The sequence below is a fragment of the Ensifer sp. SL37 genome, from assembly GCF_026672675.1.
Lineage (GTDB): Bacteria > Pseudomonadota > Alphaproteobacteria > Rhizobiales > Rhizobiaceae > Ensifer > Ensifer adhaerens.
Genome location: NZ_JAPPRN010000006.1, coordinates 1,586,568 through 1,604,598, shown reverse-complemented (window position 1 = coordinate 1,604,598; position 18,031 = coordinate 1,586,568). Strand labels below are relative to the sequence as shown.

Below are 18,031 nucleotides of genomic sequence, written 5' to 3'. Positions count from 1 at the left end.
GCGCGGCTGCGACACGAATCCCCGTTGAAAGCCCTCTTCGCCCATGTCAAAGAGCGCGCATGAGCCAGGACACATCGCCTTTTACCCGTCGCCTCGCCACCAATGCCCGCACCGTCGAGGGTCTGCTGGAACGTCTGCTCGGCCAGACGACGGAAGCCGACGAAATCGCCCGGCCGGCAAACCTGCTCGCGGCCATGCGCCACGGCGTGCTGAACGGCGGCAAGCGTCTGCGCCCCTTCCTGGTGATCGAATGCGCCGATCTGCTCGGCGGCAATCGCGATGCGGCCTTGCGCGTCGGCGCGGCACTCGAATGCGTGCATTGCTATTCGCTGGTCCATGACGACCTGCCGGCGATGGACGACGACGACATGCGCCGCGGCCAGCCGACCGTGCACAGGGCCTTCGATGAGGCGACGGCAATTCTTGCCGGCGACAGCCTGCTGACCTTCGCCTTCGATATCATCGCAGCACCCGAGACAGCGCTTTCGGATGCGCAGAAGGTGGAACTGATCCTGGCGCTCGGACGCGCCGCCGGCCACGGCGGCATGGCCGGCGGACAGGCGCTCGACCTGGCCGCGGAAAAGTCGCCACCGGACGAGGCCGGGATCGTCACGCTGCAGGCGATGAAGACAGGTGCCCTGATCCGCTTTGCCTGCGAGGCTGGCGCCATCGTCGCCGGCGCCGCGAAGGAGGACCGCGCGCGGCTTCGCGCCTTCGGCGAAAAGATCGGCCTTGCCTTCCAGCTTGCCGACGACCTGCTCGACCTTACCGCGGATGCTGAGACCATGGGCAAGGCAACCGGCAAGGACGCCGCCCGTGGCAAGGGCACGCTGGTCGCGCTCAACGGCCAGACCTGGGCGGAAGACCGGCTGGAGCAACTGGTCGCCGAAGCCGAAGCGCTGCTTGCGCCCTATGGAGTGCGCTCGGCCATTCTCGTCGAAGCCGCCCGTTTCATCGCCAATCGCAGGAGCTAGATCCATGAGCAAATACTGGTCGCCGATCGTCTCCAAGCTGAAGCCCTACGTGCCTGGCGAACAGCCGCGCATCGCCAACCTGGTGAAGCTCAACACCAACGAATGCCCCTACGGCCCGTCTGAGAAGGTGCTCGACGCGATCGCCGCGGCAGCGAGCAGCGATCTTCGCCTTTATCCGGACCCGCTGGCGCTGAAGCTGCGCCAGGCCATCGCCGTACGCTATGGCGTGACCGCCGAAGAAGTCTTCGTCGGCAACGGCTCGGACGAGGTGCTGGCGCACATCTTCGCCGGCTTGCTGAAGCACGACGCGCCGCTGCTCTATCCGGATATCTCCTACAGCTTCTATTCGACCTATGCGCGGCTCTTCGAGATCGACACGGTCGAGATCCCGCTCAGCGATCGCTTCGAGATCGATCTCGCCGACTACGACCGGCCCTGCGGCGCGATCATCCTGCCGAACCCGAATGCCCCGACCGGCATCGCTTTGCCGCTCGCCGACATCGAGCGGCTGGTCGCAAGCCATCCGGACCAGCCCGTCGTCATCGACGAGGCCTATGTCGATTTCGGCGGCCAGTCGGCCGCAGAACTGGTCTCGAAATACGAGAACCTCTTGGTCGTCCAGACCTTCTCCAAGTCGCGCGCGCTTGCGGGCTTGCGCGTCGGCTTCGCCATTGGCCAGCGCCCGCTGATCGAGGCGCTGGAGCGGGTGAAGGACAGCTTCAACTCCTATCCGCTCGGCCGCCCGGCCCAGGCCGGCGCCATCGCCGCGATCGAGGATGAAGCCTGGTTCGAGGAGACTCGCGCCAAGATCATCGCGTCGCGCGACCGGCTCACGGCCGAACTGACAGCGCGCGGCTTCGAGGTGCTGCGTTCGTCGGCAAACTTCGTTTTCGCACGGCATCCCGGCCATAGCGGAGAAACGCTGATGAAGGCGCTCCGCGAGCGCGCCGTGCTGGTGCGCCATTTCGCCAAGCCGCGCATCTCCGATTTCCTGCGCATCACCATCGGCACCGATGCCGAATGCGCGCGCCTGATCGAGGCGCTAGACGAGATCCTCTAAGTTGTCTCGGTGACATTTTCGCCGTTTCAAACAAGCGATGGACTGATCTAGCCTCCGGCGACCGAGCCGGAGCTTGTCTTACATGTTCGACCTGACGCCCTATCTGCCGCAGCTTCTCATTGCCTGGACCGCCTATCTGATCGCGACCGCATCGCCGGGGCCGGCGATCCTGGCGATCATCACCACCTCCGTCAGCCAGGGACGAAAGGCGGGCCTGGCGCTTGCCCTTGGCGTTCTGACGGGAAGTTACACCTGGGCAATGCTGACGGCCTCCGGTCTCTCGGCGCTGATCCGCGCCTATGGCCACGCGATCATCGTCTTGAAGATCGCCGGCGCCTGCTATCTCTTCTGGCTCGCCTATAACGCGCTACGCGATGCCATGCGCAGCGACAAGAGCGCGATCGTGCCGACGGCAAAGGTGCAGACCTCGCTGAAGCGGCTCTATCTCAAGGGGCTCGGCATCCACCTGACGAACCCCAAGGCGATCTTCTCCTGGATCATGCTGGTGTCACTCGGCATGCCCGCGGGCGCGCCGGTCGGCGTTACCGCCACTTTTATCGGCGGCTGCATGGTCTTGGGTCTGATGACCTTCTGCGGCTTTGCGATCGTCTTCTCGCTCACGCCGGTACACCGCGCCTATCTGAAGTCCAGGCGGCTGATCGAAAGCCTGATGGCCGGTTTCTTCGCCTTTGCCGGCTTCAAGCTGCTGACATCACGGCTCTGAGGCCACAGCGTAGACAAAGCGCGGCTGCTTACTCAGCGGCCGCCTGACCGCGGCCGTAGCGCTTCTCGATATAATCGGAAACCAGCGTCTCGAAGTCGCCGGCAATGTTGGGGCCGCGCAGCGTCATTGCCTTCTCCCCGTCGATGAATACGGGGGCGGCCGGCATTTCGCCGGTGCCGGGCAAAGAGATGCCGATATCGGCATGTTTGCTTTCGCCCGGGCCGTTGACGATGCAGCCCATGACCGCGACCTTCAGGCCCTCGACGCCGGGATACTTCTCGCGCCAGACCGGCATGTTGCGGCGGATGTCGTCCTGGATCTTCTGGGCGAGTTCCTGGAACACCGTGGACGTGGTGCGTCCGCAGCCGGGACAGGCGGCAACAACAGGGATGAACTGACGGAAACCCATGACCTGCAGCAATTCCTGCGCCACCTGCACCTCGCGGGTGCGGTCGCCGCCGGGCTCAGGCGTCAGCGAAATGCGGATCGTATCGCCGATGCCCTGCTGCATGAGGATGCCGAGCGAAGCGGACGAGGCGACGATGCCCTTCGTGCCCATGCCGGCCTCGGTGAGGCCGAGATGCAGTGCGTGGTCCGAGCGGGCCGACAACATGGCATAGACGGCGATCAGGTCCTGAACGCCGGAAACCTTGGCCGAAAGGATGATGCGGTTGCGCGGCAGACCGATCTCTTCGGCGAGTTCCGCCGAGAGCAGCGCCGACTGCACGATCGTCTCGCGCGTCACCTCTTGCGCCGTCAGCGGAAAACCGTTCGCCTTGTTCTCGTCCATCAGCCGCGTCAGCAGTTCCTGGTCGAGCGAACCCCAGTTGACGCCGATGCGCACCGGCTTGTCGTAGCGGATCGCCATCTCGACGATCTCCGCGAACTGCTTGTCCTTCTTGTCCTTGAACCCGACATTGCCCGGATTGATGCGATACTTCGCCAGCGCCTCGGCGCAGGCCGGATGATCGGCAAGCAGCTTGTGGCCGATATAGTGGAAGTCGCCGACGAGCGGCACGTCGAGACCAAGGCGCTCGAGCCGCTCGCGGATCTTCGGCACCGCCGCCGCACTCTCGTCGCGGTCGACGGTGATGCGCACCAGTTCGGAACCGGCCTTGTGCAGCGCGGCCACCTGGGCCACGGTCCCATCGATATCGGCCGTATCGGTGTTGGTCATCGACTGGACCACGACCGGTGCGCCGCCCCCGACGATGACGCCGCCGACATCGACGGCGACAGAGGCGCGGCGGGGCTGCGGATCGAAATCGAAGGCGGAAGACATGAAGGCCTCTTCGTGGGTCACTGAGCCGGGCGAGGATGCGGGCAGAACCCGCATGGACTTTTCTCAACTCGCCCTGGCCATTTGCCCATCAGGTGGATGAGGAAAGCCTGATTGTCAACGGCGACATCATGCCCTGACGGCGATTTGATGGCGCCGTTCCGTCTCAGTGCCCCTTAGCGTGATCCGCATGGATCGCATGGTGCGACAAGAGAAGCACGACGATGAAGAGCAGCGGCACCGAGGCGAAGATGATGGCAAAGCCCGTATGCTCGGCAACGAAGCCGATCAGCGACGGTGCGAACAGCATGCCGGAATAGCCCATGAAGGTCGCGACCGAGAGCCCGATGCCCGGCTGCAGGCCCGGCATGTTGCCGGCGGCCGAGAACGCGATCGGCACCATGTTGGAGATGCCGATGCCGGCGATCGCAAAACCGAGGATGGCGATATAGGCATTGGGCGCCGTGCCCGCGACGATCATGCCGACGAGTGCCGTGACGGTGCAGATGCGGAGCGTCCGTTTGGCGCCGAAGCGATCCCGCACGAAATCGCCGGCAAAACGCATGGTCGCCATGGTGGCGGAGAAGGCGGCAAAGCCGAAGCCGGAAAGCTCAACGGAGGCGCCAAGCTCGTTGCGCAGATAAAGCGCACCCCAGTCGAGCACTGTGCCCTCAGGCACCATCGAGAACAGCGCCATGATGCCGATCAGCCAGGGGAGCGGCGTCATCGGCAGGCGCAGCTTTTCCTTGGCTGCGCCTGGATGCGGCTTGTCAGCCAGGATCATCGGCCAAGCGGCGACGATCAGTACCAGGCAGATCGCAGTGACGACGAGGACATGCGGCAGCACACCGAAGCGGGCCATGAGGAAGCCGCCGATACCGGCACCGATCAGGCCGCCGAGGCTCCAATAGGCATGGCAGGACGACATGATCGCCCGACGCATGGATTTCTCGACCTCGACGGCATTGGCGTTCATCGCGACGTCCATTGCGCCGGCAAAACCGCCAAGCAGGAACATGGCGACAGCCGCCGTCCAGACATCGGGGACAAGCGTCAGAAGCAGAAGCAACGGCGACAGTATGATGGCGGTGACCTTGACCACCTTCTGCGACCCCACACGGGCGATGTAGCCGCCGGCAATCGGCATGAGCACCAGCGAGCCAATACCGAACATCAGGATCAACAGGCCGAGCACGCTTTCGCTGATGCCGAGCCGGTCCTTGAATTCCGGGATCTTCGGCGCCCAACTGCCGATGACGAAGCCGTTCAATAGGAAGAGCAGCGAAACCGCCAGCCGGTTGCGGGTCATGTAGCCCTGGCGGACGGTCGCGGAAGGAGAACGTTGGTCCATGGTCTTGCCTCTGTGCCGGGTCGCCCGGCTCAAATTGTGATTTCGATCAGATTTCCATCGGGGTCGCGAACAACAGCCTCATAGAAGCCATCGCCGGTCCATCGCGGTTTTGCGACCAGAATGCCCTTAGCCTCGGCGCGCGCGGCCATCGCCTCGACCGCCTGCTCGCTGCCGAGCGACAGCGCCACATGGGCAAGGCCGGTACGTTCTTCAGCCGGATCGGCCTGCCCAACCCAGGGGCCTTCCATGATCTCGAATGCCGGCCCGTCGCCAAGCGTCAGGAACCGCGAGCGAAAGCCCGGCCGCCGTCGGCTTTCATAGATCTCGCCGACTTCAGCGCCGAAGAAGGACGACCAGAAGCTGGCAATCGCCTCGAGGTCCCGCGTCCAGAGCGCCACATGCGTGATCGTCGTCATTCCGTCTCTCCCGCCATCAGGACCTCTGCCCTTGTCGCCTCGAAGGCCGACCGATGCTCGGCCGACGCATCCGCCTCGAGCAGCAGCGTCACCTTGTCATTGATATCGACGACCCCGTGCGCGGCGGCCGTACCGAGCTTGTCGCTGGTGACGGCGACAACCAGGCGCCGGCTGCGCAACGCAATGAGCCGCTTGAATTCCGCATCCTCGAAATAGATCGCCGTCAGGCCCGCAACGGCGTCGGCGCCGCACGTGCCGAGAAAGCAGAGATCGGGTCGGAGCAGCTCCGCATCGCGCTGAGCCCGCGCGCTGATCGCCGCACCGACGGCACGGTTGAGCGGGCCGCCGAGCAGGATCAGATCGACGCCCGGCTTCTCCATGAGCGCGACGGCAATCAGCGGTGTGTTGGTGACGACGGTGACCGGCAGCTCCGGCTCGATCAGTTGCGCGATCGCAAGATTGGTCGAGCCGGCATCGAGGAACACGGTCATATCAGGCTTGATCAGGCCGACCGCCGTGCGCGCCAGCGCCGCCTTGCGTTCCGGCGCCATCGCCACCCGTTCTCGCAATGTGCTGTGGGCCGCCGGCGCGACCGGAAGTGCGCCACCATAGACGCGCTCGCACAGTCCTGCCGCCGCCATTTCCCGGAGATCGCGGCGGATCGTGTCTTCGGAAACGCTGAGCTCGGCCGCAAGATCAGCAGCCAGCACCCGGCCATTGGCCTTCAACCGCTCCTGGATCAGCGTCTTTCGCTCACGAAGAAGGAGTTCCCCTGACATTTTCACCAACCGTGCATAAACGTGCATGAATCGCCATAAATGCGCATAGCAACTTTTGAAACCGTTTTCAAGCCGGCGTAGCGCCCAAATCGGAGCGGCGCGCGAATTTCGACAAACCGTGGCTTTTGCGCGCAATCGGGGTCAATTCGAGGAAAATTCTTCATCAAAACGCTCAGGAATTGGTGTTTTATACGCTCAGATCGCCGATTTTTTATGCGATTGTCCGCTCAATCCGGACGACGGGCCGGGCAAGAAAGAAGATGGAAAATCACGATGAAACTCCTCCCCACGCTGTTTGCCGCCGCTCTGATGCAGGTTGCCGCACTTGGCTCCGCTGAAGCCGGCGAGAACCTCGATGCGATCAAATCTGCCGGTGTCTTGAAGATCGGCACCGAGGGCACCTATGCCCCGTTCACCTATCACGACGCCTCCGGCGCGCTTGTCGGCTTCGACGTGGAGATCGGCCAGGCCGTCGCCGAGAAGCTCGGCGTCAAGGCTGAATTCCTCGAAGGCAAGTGGGACGGCCTGATCGCCGGCCTCGACGCCAACCGCTACGACACGGTCATCAACCAGGTCGGCATCACCGAGGAGCGCAAGAAGAAGTACGACTTCTCCGAACCCTATATCGCCTCCAAGGCTGTGCTGATCGTCAAGTCCGACAACGAAGAGATCAAGGGCTTTGCCGATCTCAAGGGCAAGAAGTCGGCCCAGTCGCTGACCAGCAACTTCGGCAAGCTCGCCTCCGCGTCCGGCGCCGAACTCGTCGGCACCGACGGCTTCGACCAGTCGATCCAGCTCGTCTTGACCGGCCGTGCCGACGCGACGATCAACGACAGCCTCTCCTTCCTCGACTTCAAGAAGAAGAAGCCCGACGCCCCGGTCAAGATCGCCGCTGAGCAGGCCGATGCCGACTTCTCCGGCATCATCATCCGCAAGGGCGAGCCGGAGCTTCTCGAGGCGATCAACAAGGCGCTCGTCGACATCAAGGCCGACGGCACCTACGACAAGATCTCGCAGAAGTACTTCGGCGCCGACGTCTCGAAGTAACCCGATCACTGGGCCCTCGGCCAGTTTCTCAGCCGGCCATTCTCGGCTATGAAAAGCGATCCGTTCCGGACCCCGGGGCGGATCGCGCTTTTTGAAAGGCTCGCCCTTGACCACCTGGCTCCCACTGATGCTGGAATCCTTGCCGTCCCTGCTCTGGGCCGGCCTGACCTTTACCATCCCCCTGACGCTGCTTTCCTTCATCTTCGGCCTGATCCTGGGGCTCGTCACCGCCGTCGCCCGGCTCTTCGGGCCGGCACCGGTCGCCTGGATCGCGCGCTTTTACGTCTGGGTGATCCGCGGCACGCCGTTGCTGGTCCAACTCTTCGTGATCTTTTACGGCCTGCCGAGCGCCGGCATCCTGCTCGACGCCTTCACCGCAGCGCTCATCGGCTTCTCGCTGAATGTCGGCGCCTACACCTCCGAGATCATTCGCGCGGTGATTTCGTCGGTCCCGCGCGGACAATGGGAGGCAGCCTATTCGATCGGCATGAGCTGGAGCCAGGCGATGCGCCGCACGATCCTGCCGCAGGCAGCCCGCGTCGCCGTGCCGCCATTGTCGAACACATTCATCTCGCTGGTGAAGGATACGTCGCTTGCCGCCGCCATTACTGTGCCCGAGATGTTCCAGACAGCGCAGCGCATCGTCGCCACCACCTACGAGCCACTGATCCTCTACATCGAGGCGGCGCTGATCTATCTTGCCATGAGCTCCGTTCTTTCCGCCCTGCAGGTCAGGCTGGAGCGACGCTTCGCCCGCTATGGCGGCTTCCTGGAGGCACGCACATGATCGAGCTCTCCCACATCGAAAAGCGCTTCGGCGACAATCTCGTGCTGAAGGATATTTCCGTGACGCTCGCCGAGGGCACTGTGACCGCGCTGGTCGGCCCGTCCGGCGGCGGCAAGAGCACGCTGCTGCGCTGCATCAACCTTCTGGAGATCCCGACCTCCGGATCGATCAAGCTTGGCGACGAGAAGCTTGAATTCGCCCCTGGCCGCAAGATCGGCTGGACGGCGATCCAGCGTCTGCGCCGGCAGACCGGCATGGTGTTCCAGAACTTCCAGCTCTTCCCGCACCAGACCGCACTCGGCAATGTCATGGAAGGCCTCGTCACCGTGCTGAAATGGCCGGCGGACAGGGCAAAGACCCGGGCAATGGAACTGCTCGAAAAGGTCGGCATGGCGCACAAGGCCGACGCCTGGCCGGCAACACTTTCCGGCGGCCAGCAGCAGCGCGTGGCGATCGCCCGTGCCCTTGCCCCTTCGCCGCGCGTGCTTCTCTGCGACGAGCCGACCTCGGCGCTCGACCCTGAACTGGCGGAAGAAGTGGTCGAAGTCCTGAGCCGGCTTGCCCGCGAAGGCACCACCATGGTCATGGCCACCCACGACCTCCGGCTCGCCTCGCGCGTTGCCGACAAGGTGATCTTCCTCGACGGCGGCCTCATCGTCGAAAGCGGCGCGCCAAAGACGATCTTCTCGGCGCCCGAGCGCGAGCGAACGAAGAAGTTCATTGCCTCGCTCAGCGCTCCGCACGACTACGAGATCTGAAGGGAAGCATTGGGACCGGTTCCATTGGCCTAGGCGCTAAGCAGCCGTCGTCTCATCCATCGCAAAACAAAAACGGCCGGATTCGCATCCGGCCGTTTTTGTCTGTCCGTGTGGCAAACGCTTACGCGTCGAAGACGATCAGCAGGTCCTTGGCGTCGATCTGGTCGCCGGCGCGCACCAGAACTTCGGCGACCGTGCCGTCCTTCTCGGCATGCAGCGCCGTTTCCATCTTCATCGCCTCGATCGAGAGTAGCACGTCACCGGCCTTAACCGCCTGGCCCGGATGAACCGCGACGGTCGAGATGACGCCCGGCATCGGCGCGCCGAGCTGGGCGGCGTTGCCGCCCTCGGCCTTGCGGCGCACGGCGCTCGTCGCACTGCGGTTGCGGTCCGGAACCTTGATCAGGCGCGGCTGGCCGTTGAGTTCGAAGAACACCTTGACCATGCCCTTCTCGTCCGGCTCGCTCTTGGCCTGGTGCAGGATAACCAGCGACTTGCCGCGCTCGATCTCCGGCTGCAGCTCCTCGCCCGGTCCAAGCCCATAGAAATAGGCCGGCGTCGGCAGCACGCTGACCGGACCATAGGTGTCGGCCGCGACCGCGTAATCGGTGAAGACCTTCGGGTACATCAGGTAGGAGGCGAACTCGAAGTCGTCGACCTTGCGCTCGAGCTTGTCCTCGATCGCCTTGCGCTCCGCGTCGAGATCGGCCGGCGGCAGCAGCGAGCCGGGAACGGCGGTGTAAGCCTTCTCGCCCTTCAGCGCCTTCTTCTGCAGCGCTTCCGGCCAGCCGCCCGGAGGCTGACCGAGATCGCCCTTCAGCATCGAGACGACCGAATCCGGGAAGGCGATATCCTTGGCCGGGTTCTCGACGTCGGCAACCGTCAGGTCTTGCGAGACCATCATCAGCGCCATGTCGCCGACCACCTTGGAGGACGGCGTCACCTTGACGATGTCGCCGAACATCTGGTTGGCATCGGCATAGGCCTGGGCAACGCGGTGCCACTTGGTTTCCAGCCCGAGCGAACGGGCCTGTTCCTTGAGGTTGGTAAACTGACCGCCCGGCATTTCGTGCAGGTAGACTTCCGACGCCGGTCCCTTGAGGTCGCTTTCGAAGGCGGCGTACTGGTAACGCACTGCTTCCCAATAGAAGGAGATGCGGCGGATCCATTCGGGATCGAGGCCCGGATCACGCTCCGAGCCGCGCAGAGCCTCGACGATCGAGCCGAGGCAGGGCTGCGAGGTGTTGCCGGAGAGTGCGTCCATCGCCGCATCGATCACATCGACGCCGCTGTCGACGGCGGCAAGCACGGTCGCAGCCGCAATGCCCGAGGTGTCGTGGGTGTGGAAGTGGATCGGCAGGTCCGTCGCCTCGCGCAGCGCCTTGAAGAGCACGCGCGCGGCGGCCGGCTTCAACAGGCCCGCCATGTCCTTGACGGCGATCATGTGCGCGCCGGCCTTTTCGAGCTCGGCCGCCAATGCCGTGTAGTACTTGAGATCGTACTTCGGGCGGGCCGAGTTCAGGATGTCGCCGGTGTAGCAGATTGCCGCCTCGCAGATGCGGTTCTCTTCAGCAACGGCCTCCATCGACACGCGCATGTTGTCGACCCAGTTGAGGCAGTCGAAGACGCGGAAGACGTCAATGCCGCCCTTCGCCGCCTGGCGCACGAAGTACTTCACGACGTTGTCGGGGTAGTTCTTGTAGCCGACGCCGTTGGCGCCGCGCAAAAGCATCTGCAGCAGCAGGTTCGGCGCGTCCTCGCGAATGCGGGCGAGACGATCCCACGGGTCCTCGGTGAGGAAGCGCATGGAAACGTCGAAGGTCGCACCACCCCAGCATTCGAGCGAGAACAACTGCGGCAGGGCACGAGCATAGGTGCCGGCGACGCGGGCGATGTCATGCGTACGCATGCGGGTCGCAAGCAGCGACTGATGGCCGTCGCGCATCGTCGTATCGGTCAGGAAAACCTGCTTTTCACCGCGCACCCACTCGGCGAATTTCTTCGGGCCGAGCGCGTCGAGCTTCTGCTTGGTACCGGCGGGGATTTCGCCCTGGATGAACGGCACGACGGGCTTGGCCGCATCCGCCGGCGGCTTCGGACGGCCCTTGGCCTCCGGATGACCGTTGACGGTGACGTCGGCGAGATAGGTCAAGAGCTTCGTCGCACGGTCCTGGCGCCGGACCTGCTGGAAGAGTTCCGGCGTCGTATCGATGAAGCGGGTGGTGTAGGTGTTGTTGCGGAACTGCTCGTGGCCGATGATCGCCTCGAGGAAGGTGAGGTTGGTCGCCACACCGCGGATACGGAATTCGCGCAGCGCCCGGTCCATGCGGCTGATCGCTTCCTGAGGCGTGCTGCCCGAGGCCGTGACCTTCACCAGCAGCGGATCGTAGTAGCGGGTGATGTAGGCGCCGGTATAGGCCGTGCCGCCGTCGAGACGGATGCCGAAACCGGCCGCCGAACGATAGCCGGTGATGCGGCCGTAGTCGGGAATGAAGTTCTGTTCCGGATCTTCCGTGGTGATGCGGCACTGCAGCGCGTGGCCGTTGAGGCGGATGTCAGCCTGGTCAGGCACACCCGATTGCGGCGTACCGATCGCCTCGCCGTCGAGAATGTGGATCTGCGCCTTGACGATGTCGATGCCGGTCACCACTTCGGTGACGGTGTGCTCGACCTGGATGCGCGGGTTCACTTCGATGAAGTAGAACTTGCCGGTATTCACATCCATCAGATACTCGACGGTGCCGGCGCCGATGTAGTTGGTCGCCTTGGCGATCTTCAGCGAGTAGTTGGCCAGTTCCTGCCGCTGCGCATCGGAGAGGTAGGGCGCCGGCGCGCGCTCGACGACCTTCTGGTTACGGCGCTGGATGGAGCAGTCGCGCTCGAACAGGTGCACGACATTGCCGTGGGTGTCGCCGAGGATCTGGCTTTCGACGTGGCGGGCGCGCTCGACCAGCTTTTCGAGATAGACCTCGTCCTTGCCGAAGGCGGCCTTGGCCTCGCGCTTGGCTTCCGTCACCTCGCGGATCAGATCCTTCGGATCGCGAATGGCGCGCATGCCGCGTCCGCCGCCGCCCCAGGAGGCCTTGAGCATGACCGGGTAGCCGATCTCGGTGGCCAGGCGATGGATTTCCTTTTCGTCGTCCGGCAGCGGATCGGTGGCCGGCACGACCGGAACGCCGACGGAAATGGCGAGGTTGCGGGCTGCGACCTTATTGCCGAGCTGGCGCATCGTCGCCGGGCGCGGACCGATGAAAATGATGCCGGCGGCGTCACAGGCATCGACGAATTCCGGGCTTTCCGACAGCAGGCCGTAGCCCGGATGAATGGCGTCGGCACCCGAGAGTTTGGCGACGCGGATCACTTCCTCGATCGACAGGTAGCTTTCGATCGGGCCGAGGTCGCGCGCAAGATGCGGGCCGCGGCCGATCTGGTAGCTTTCATCCGCCTTAAAGCGGTGCAGCGCGAGTTTGTCCTCTTCCGCCCATATCGCGACCGTTTTCAGACCGAGTTCGTTTGCAGCGCGAAAAACGCGGATGGCAATTTCAGAACGGTTGGCAACAAGGATCTTCGAGATAGGCAAGTCGGTCTCCTCAATGACTTGATATTGCGGGAAATGCTGCACCCGCGAAATAAAGTATTAGCGGGTCACCGGGCAGAGCGCAATTTCAGATGCGACAGGAAACCGAATGCCTTTCGACTTTAGGAAATTAGGCCGAGACGGAAGGCGATCGCCACGACGTGGTGGCGGTTCTTGGCCTTCAGCTTTTCCTGGATTCCGTTCATGTACCAATCGACCGTGTGGCTCGAAATATCCAGCACCTTGCCGATGTCGTTGGAGGTCAGTCCGTCGGCGAGATAATTGAGGGCTTCCATTTCGCGCCGCGTCATTTGCACTTCGACGCGCGAACCGAGCTCGGCCGAAACCTCGGGGTCGGTCAGGTCCAAGAGCTTCCAGAACAGCCGCTTGGCGATCGAGTCGAACAGGCTGATCTCGACAGGGCTCAAGTCGACGACGCGGCCGCCGACCGTCAGGTTGCCGAGCAGACCGCGCCGGCCGTGCACCGGGAAGATGTAGCCGTCGTAGAGACCGTGGTTACGGGCCTCGATCATCATGCTTTCCATGCGCTTGCGATGCGGATCGGAGCGGAAAGCAAACAGCGTATCGCGCCAGCGGAAACCGCGCTGGGCATGGCCGAGATAGCGGATGGTCGGGTCGATCACCACGAACTTTTTGCGGATATAGATCTGCGGCCAGCCCTCGGGCCAGCGACCGGCAAGCAGCAGCCTCAGCGGGTTGTCATGCGGCTTGGGCTGGCGCACGACGCCGTAGAAGTCGAAGCCGCAGCGATCGAGCAGGCGCTCGAATTCCGGGATGATTTCCTCGCGTGTCTTCATCTCCTCCAGAAGCGCGAGAAACTGTACGAGCAGCGTAATGTTCATGGATCACCTTCCAGGTCGATGCATATGGTCGCATTTCCGAATCCGGACATAAAGGCACCGTTCAGCGACCATTCATGTTGCACCCGCGATAATCCGTCATACCACGCCCGGTCTTATGCGAAATATGCAAGAAATCGGAGTTGGCACGACAGATAGCAGACTATGAATATTCTCGCCAAGCTCACAGACGAGCGAAACGGGAAAACGAGTGGCTGTCCTGCGTCCGGCTACGGCTTCCCATTGCCGCAAAAGACCGTCTCAGCGCGGCCCCGAGTGCTCTAACGGCGCGAGGCTTTAATGCTCGCCATGAGGAACCTCGAGGACGCGGGTGCATCCGCCGCAGAAGGTCTGCGGCGCGTCAAATCCGGTACCCGGAAGGGGTGAGACAGTGTCATTGTTCCAGGTGTATGCAAGAGCGCTCCAGTATCTTGCGGTTCACAAGTTTCGCGTCTCAGCGATCGTGCTTGCCAACGTCGTTCTGGCAGCGATCACAATTGCCGAACCGATCCTGTTCGGTCGTATCATCGACGCCATCTCGTCGAAGGGCGAAGTCACGCCGATGCTGCTCATGTGGGCAGGCCTCGGCGTCTTCAACACCGTCGCCTTCGTGCTCGTCGCCCGCGAGGCCGACCGGCTGGCCCATGGCCGCCGCGCCACACTCCTGACGGAAGCCTTCGGCCGCATCGTTTCCATGCCGCTTGCCTGGCATAGCCAGCGCGGCACGTCCAACGCCCTGCACACGCTGCTTCGCGCCTGCGAAACCCTCTTCGGTCTCTGGCTCGAATTCATGCGCCAGCATCTGGCGACCGCCGTCGCCCTCGTTCTGCTCGTTCCGACCGCCTTTGCCATGGACGTGCGCCTGTCGCTCGTGCTCGTCGTTCTCGGCGCGCTCTATGTGGTGATCAGCAAGGTGGTCATGAGCCGCACCAAGGAAGGCCAGGCTTCGGTCGAGAACCACTACCACACGGTTTTCTCGCACGTTTCCGACGCGATCAGCAACGTTTCGGTTGTACACAGCTACAACCGCATCGAGGCTGAAACCCGCGAGCTGAAGAAATTCACCGAGCGGCTGATCTCGGCCCAGTTCCCGGTACTCGACTGGTGGGCACTCGCAAGCGGGCTGAACCGCGTCGCCTCGACCATCTCGATGATGGCGATCCTCGTGATCGGTACCGTGCTGGTGCAGCGCGGCGAACTCGGCGTCGGCGAAGTCATCGCCTTCATCGGCTTTGCCAACCTGCTGATCGGCCGCCTCGACCAGATGAAAGCCTTCGTCACGCAGATCTTCGAAGCTCGTGCCAAGCTCGAGGACTTCTTCACCCTCGAAGACGCCGTGCGCGAACGCGACGAGCCGGCCGGTGCGACCGAGCTGCCGCCGGTTGTCGGCGAGGTCGAGTTCCGCAACGTCTCCTTCGACTTTGCCAACACGAACCAGGGCGTGCACAACGTCTCGTTCACCGCCAAGGCCGGCCAGACGATCGCCATCGTCGGCCCGACGGGTGCCGGCAAGACGACGCTCGTCAACCTCTTGCAACGCGTCCACGATCCGCGCGACGGCCAGATCCTGATCGACGGCAACGACATCTCGAAGGTGACGCGCAAGTCGCTGCGCCGTTCGATCGCCACCGTCTTCCAGGATGCGGGCCTGATGAACCGCTCGATCTCGGAAAACATCCGGCTTGGCCGTGACGACGCGACGATCGAGGAAGTCATGGCTGCCGCCGAAGCGGCTGCTGCCTGCGACTTCATCGAGGGCCGCACGACCGGTTACGATACGGTCGTCGGCGAGCGCGGCAACCGTCTGTCGGGTGGCGAGCGCCAGCGTGTGGCCATCGCTCGCGCCATCCTCAAGAACGCGCCGATCCTGGTGCTCGACGAGGCGACCAGCGCGCTCGACGTCGAAACCGAGAACCGCGTCAAGGATGCGATCGATGCGCTGCGCAAGAACCGCACGACCTTCATCATCGCCCACCGCCTGTCGACGGTGCGCGAGGCCGACCTGGTGGTCTTCATGGACCAGGGCCGGATCGTCGAGATGGGCGGTTTCAACGAGCTCAGCCAGAGCAACGGCCGCTTTGCAGCCCTGCTCCGCGCCAGCGGCATCCTGACGGACGACGACGTCCGCATGAGCCACACGGCAGCGTAACGCTCGCCCGACGTCAGGCAAATCGTACATCAAGCCACCCGCGGTCAGCCGCGGGTGGCTTTTCTTTTTGGACAAGCGCCGCATCAGGAAGTCTTGTCATTCACCAAATTGTTGGTAGACGGGAATTCCGGCTTCAATTCCAAGGGAATCACCAATGCCGGATATCTCCACCATCGCTCTGTTTGCCGCCGCAAGCCTCGTGCTGACCGCAACGCCCGGCCCTGACATGCTGCTGATTGCGTCTCGCAGCCTCAGCCAGGGCCGTGCCGTCGGGTTTCTCACCTATGCCGGCATCGCGCTTGGCACCTACTGCCATGCGCTCGCGGCGGCGCTCGGCCTCTCGCAGCTCTTCCTCACCGTACCGGTTGCCTATGAGATCGTGCGCTGGGCGGGCTGCGCCTATCTGCTTTATCTCGCCTGGAAGACGGTACGTTCGCATCCCTCGGGCGCGTCCCCGACGTCGACGCTCAAGCGGCTCTCACGCCGGCGGGTCTTCGGCGAGGGACTGATGACGAACCTGCTCAATCCGAAGATGGCGCTGTTCGTGCTGGCCCTGTTTCCCCAGTTCGTGCACCCGAATGGCGGGTCGATGGTCCTGCAGATGCTTCTGCTTGCGACCATCCTTAACGGGATCGGCCTCCTCGTGAATGGCTCGGTCATCCTTGTCGGCAGCCATCTGCGCGCAAGACTTTCCGGCTTCCGGCGTTTCCCGAAAATGCCGCAATACCTTCTCGCCGGCGTGTTCACGGGGCTTGCCTGCCGCCTGGCGCTGGGTTCCCGAACCTGATGCTGACGCGCGGTCAAGGGCGGCGTTTGCTACGCCGCCCTTAGCGGTTTGGCAGACGCGATGCCGCGCAGCCATTCAAGATAATAGGCATAGGCAAAGTGCAGGCCGATGCCGGCGAGCACGAAGAGGCTGCCGAAGACCGGGTTCTTCCCTGTCACGAACAGCAGCACCTGGCCGGACATCGCCAGGATCGTGCCGAAGATGAAGATCGGTAGCGAATGCCGGCCGACCACCGCCAGCGGATGGTCGCGGTCGAGTTTGGCGAGGTTGCTGATCCGAGGCGTCACCGCGATGACGTAGCCGAGCGCCAGCACATGCAGCAATCGCGGCGTGGACAGGAAGGTCTTATCGAAGCCTGTCAGAACGGCCGGAAGACCGAAGGAGAGGTCGATGCTCCAGAACGAGAACAAGACCCAGACGGCGGAAACGGCAAGATAGGCACAGGACAGCATGACCAGCCAGGGCCAGCGCGGCAGCGATCCGCCATTGCGCACATAGGTCATCATCACCACGCCGATGACGAACAGGAACTGCCAGGACCAGGGATTGAGAAACCAGTAGCCCTCGTCGAGGAAGTTCGACGGCACGAACTTGAAGATGCCCGCGGCGAACCATAGCGCGGCCGAGAGCAGAAGCAGCAGTTTCTTGCTGACGCCGTTCAGCCAGAGGATGCCCGGCAGCAGCAGGAACAGCGCCGCATACATCGACAGGATGTTGTTGTAGCCGAGCTGATGTCCCAAGAGCACCATGGCAACGATGCCCTGCTCCGTCTGCTCCACCATCGGGCGGATGTTGATCTCGCCGATCAGGTCTTGCCTTCCGAAGTAGATCGCGCCGCCGGCAAAGATCGCCAGCGTTACGATGCTCGTCATGATGTGGGCGACGTAAAGCGCCAGGGCCCGGCGCCAGATTTTGAGCGTCATAGCCAGCCGACCGCCGGAGACGAACTTGCCGCCATAGGCGATCCCGACCGAGAGGCCCGAGATCAGGACGAAAGCTTCAGCGGAATCGGAAAAGCCGAAGTTCTTGTGGGTCAGGTATTCGAGATATTGCCCGGGAACGTGATTGACGAAAATCGTCAGGAGACACAGCGCCCTGAACACATCAAGGCGTGTGTCACGCTCCTTCGGAACCAATCGGGCGGACATCGGGTCGACGCCACCCTGAAAAGTCTTTTGCAGCATGCGGTCCGTTTTCCAGGATTTGGCGCCCCTGCCCCATCCCTGTTGAAACGGGTACCGACGTCCCGCCTTTCGCGCGATGCCCGGCACCATGAAGGAGAGCGGGAGGCCATCTGCAGGCGGTTTCCCGCCCGGCACCCCGCTCACGAAATCTACAGCGCCGCGCGTCTTATCAGACGCGCAAAGGTCGCTGCAGGACTTTGAATTCCTGCACGACGCTCAGCCGTCGAGGTCGCGCCGCCGGCAAATCCGCAAAGAAAAACCGGCCTTGCCCTTGCGGGAACAAAGCCGGTTTCATCCTG

The 18,031-nt window shown here is 63.3% G+C and carries 16 protein-coding genes; 9 read left to right on the top strand and 7 right to left on the bottom strand.

Going from position 1 to position 18,031, the window contains the following annotated elements; translation table 11 throughout:
• The first annotated feature begins 59 nt into the window (after window positions 1-59).
• The 3 genes from OVA00_RS19835 to OVA00_RS19825 all read left to right on the top strand — a co-directional run bounded on the left by OVA00_RS19835 (window position 60) and on the right by OVA00_RS19825 (window position 2,758).
• Window positions 60-974 (top strand): polyprenyl synthetase family protein, encoded by a 915-nt coding sequence (locus OVA00_RS19835; RefSeq protein WP_034802940.1) that lies wholly within the window; start codon window positions 60-62, stop codon window positions 972-974.
• A 4-nt stretch (window positions 975-978) separates the two neighbouring features.
• The gene (gene hisC, locus OVA00_RS19830; RefSeq protein ID WP_268089514.1) at window positions 979-2,034 is read left to right on the top strand and encodes a histidinol-phosphate transaminase; all 1,056 of its coding nucleotides are present in this window, start codon (window positions 979-981) and stop codon (window positions 2,032-2,034) included.
• Window positions 2,035-2,116: 82 nt separating this feature from the next.
• A complete protein-coding gene (locus OVA00_RS19825; RefSeq protein WP_268089513.1) occupies window positions 2,117-2,758 on the top strand; it encodes a LysE family translocator in 642 nt (213 codons plus the stop codon).
• Window positions 2,759-2,786: 28 nt separating this feature from the next.
• Here OVA00_RS19825 and ispG read toward each other — a convergent pair whose 3' ends face one another.
• The 4 genes from ispG to OVA00_RS19805 all read right to left on the bottom strand — a co-directional run bounded on the left by ispG (window position 2,787) and on the right by OVA00_RS19805 (window position 6,583).
• Complete coding sequence (ispG, locus tag OVA00_RS19820; protein WP_034803175.1) at window positions 2,787-4,040, bottom strand: flavodoxin-dependent (E)-4-hydroxy-3-methylbut-2-enyl-diphosphate synthase; 1,254 nt, start codon at window positions 4,038-4,040, stop codon at window positions 2,787-2,789.
• A 163-nt stretch (window positions 4,041-4,203) separates the two neighbouring features.
• Window positions 4,204-5,388, bottom strand: a complete 1,185-nt coding sequence (locus OVA00_RS19815) for an MFS transporter (protein ID WP_034802948.1) — start codon at window positions 5,386-5,388, stop codon at window positions 4,204-4,206.
• 29 nt (window positions 5,389-5,417) lie between these two features.
• A complete protein-coding gene (locus tag OVA00_RS19810) occupies window positions 5,418-5,804 on the bottom strand; it encodes a glyoxalase/bleomycin resistance/extradiol dioxygenase family protein (protein ID WP_060611270.1) in 387 nt (128 codons plus the stop codon).
• The gene (locus OVA00_RS19805) at window positions 5,801-6,583 is read right to left on the bottom strand and encodes a DeoR/GlpR family DNA-binding transcription regulator (RefSeq protein WP_090295219.1); all 783 of its coding nucleotides are present in this window, start codon (window positions 6,581-6,583) and stop codon (window positions 5,801-5,803) included. The genes OVA00_RS19810 and OVA00_RS19805 overlap by 4 nt, the downstream gene beginning before the upstream one ends.
• Window positions 6,584-6,701: 118 nt before the next feature.
• Between OVA00_RS19805 and OVA00_RS19800 the strand changes: the two genes are divergently transcribed.
• The 4 genes from OVA00_RS19800 to OVA00_RS19785 all read left to right on the top strand — a co-directional run bounded on the left by OVA00_RS19800 (window position 6,702) and on the right by OVA00_RS19785 (window position 9,175).
• On the top strand, window positions 6,702-6,860 hold the full coding sequence (locus tag OVA00_RS19800) for a hypothetical protein (protein ID WP_268089512.1): 159 nt from the start codon (window positions 6,702-6,704) through the stop codon (window positions 6,858-6,860).
• Window positions 6,857-7,630: an amino acid ABC transporter substrate-binding protein gene (locus tag OVA00_RS19795; RefSeq protein ID WP_268089511.1), complete on the top strand. Its 774-nt coding sequence runs from the start codon at window positions 6,857-6,859 to the stop codon at window positions 7,628-7,630. Before OVA00_RS19800 ends, OVA00_RS19795 begins: the two co-directional genes overlap by 4 nt.
• 106 nt (window positions 7,631-7,736) lie before the next feature.
• A complete protein-coding gene (locus OVA00_RS19790) occupies window positions 7,737-8,417 on the top strand; it encodes an amino acid ABC transporter permease (protein WP_089044284.1) in 681 nt (226 codons plus the stop codon).
• Entirely contained in the window at window positions 8,414-9,175 is a 762-nt protein-coding gene (locus OVA00_RS19785; protein ID WP_060586573.1) for an amino acid ABC transporter ATP-binding protein, read from the top strand. Before OVA00_RS19790 ends, OVA00_RS19785 begins: the two co-directional genes overlap by 4 nt.
• 121 nt (window positions 9,176-9,296) lie before the next feature.
• On the opposite strand, the gene pyc is transcribed toward OVA00_RS19785, so the two are convergent.
• Both pyc and OVA00_RS19775 read right to left on the bottom strand, forming a co-directional pair.
• A complete protein-coding gene (gene pyc / locus OVA00_RS19780; protein WP_268089510.1) occupies window positions 9,297-12,755 on the bottom strand; it encodes a pyruvate carboxylase in 3,459 nt (1,152 codons plus the stop codon).
• 119 nt (window positions 12,756-12,874) lie between these two features.
• A complete protein-coding gene (locus tag OVA00_RS19775) occupies window positions 12,875-13,615 on the bottom strand; it encodes a helix-turn-helix transcriptional regulator (RefSeq protein WP_034802969.1) in 741 nt (246 codons plus the stop codon).
• Window positions 13,616-14,003: 388 nt separating this feature from the next.
• Between OVA00_RS19775 and OVA00_RS19770 the strand changes: the two genes are divergently transcribed.
• Both OVA00_RS19770 and OVA00_RS19765 read left to right on the top strand, forming a co-directional pair.
• Complete coding sequence (locus OVA00_RS19770) at window positions 14,004-15,761, top strand: glucan ABC transporter ATP-binding protein/ permease (RefSeq protein ID WP_034802972.1); 1,758 nt, start codon at window positions 14,004-14,006, stop codon at window positions 15,759-15,761.
• A gap of 154 nt (window positions 15,762-15,915) precedes the next feature.
• The gene (locus OVA00_RS19765; RefSeq protein WP_268089509.1) at window positions 15,916-16,548 is read left to right on the top strand and encodes a LysE family translocator; all 633 of its coding nucleotides are present in this window, start codon (window positions 15,916-15,918) and stop codon (window positions 16,546-16,548) included.
• A gap of 29 nt (window positions 16,549-16,577) precedes the next feature.
• Here the strand turns inward: OVA00_RS19765 and OVA00_RS19760 are convergent, their stop codons facing one another.
• Window positions 16,578-17,732 (bottom strand): OpgC family protein, encoded by a 1,155-nt coding sequence (locus OVA00_RS19760; protein WP_089044281.1) that lies wholly within the window; start codon window positions 17,730-17,732, stop codon window positions 16,578-16,580.
• Window positions 17,733-18,031 lie beyond the last annotated feature (299 nt).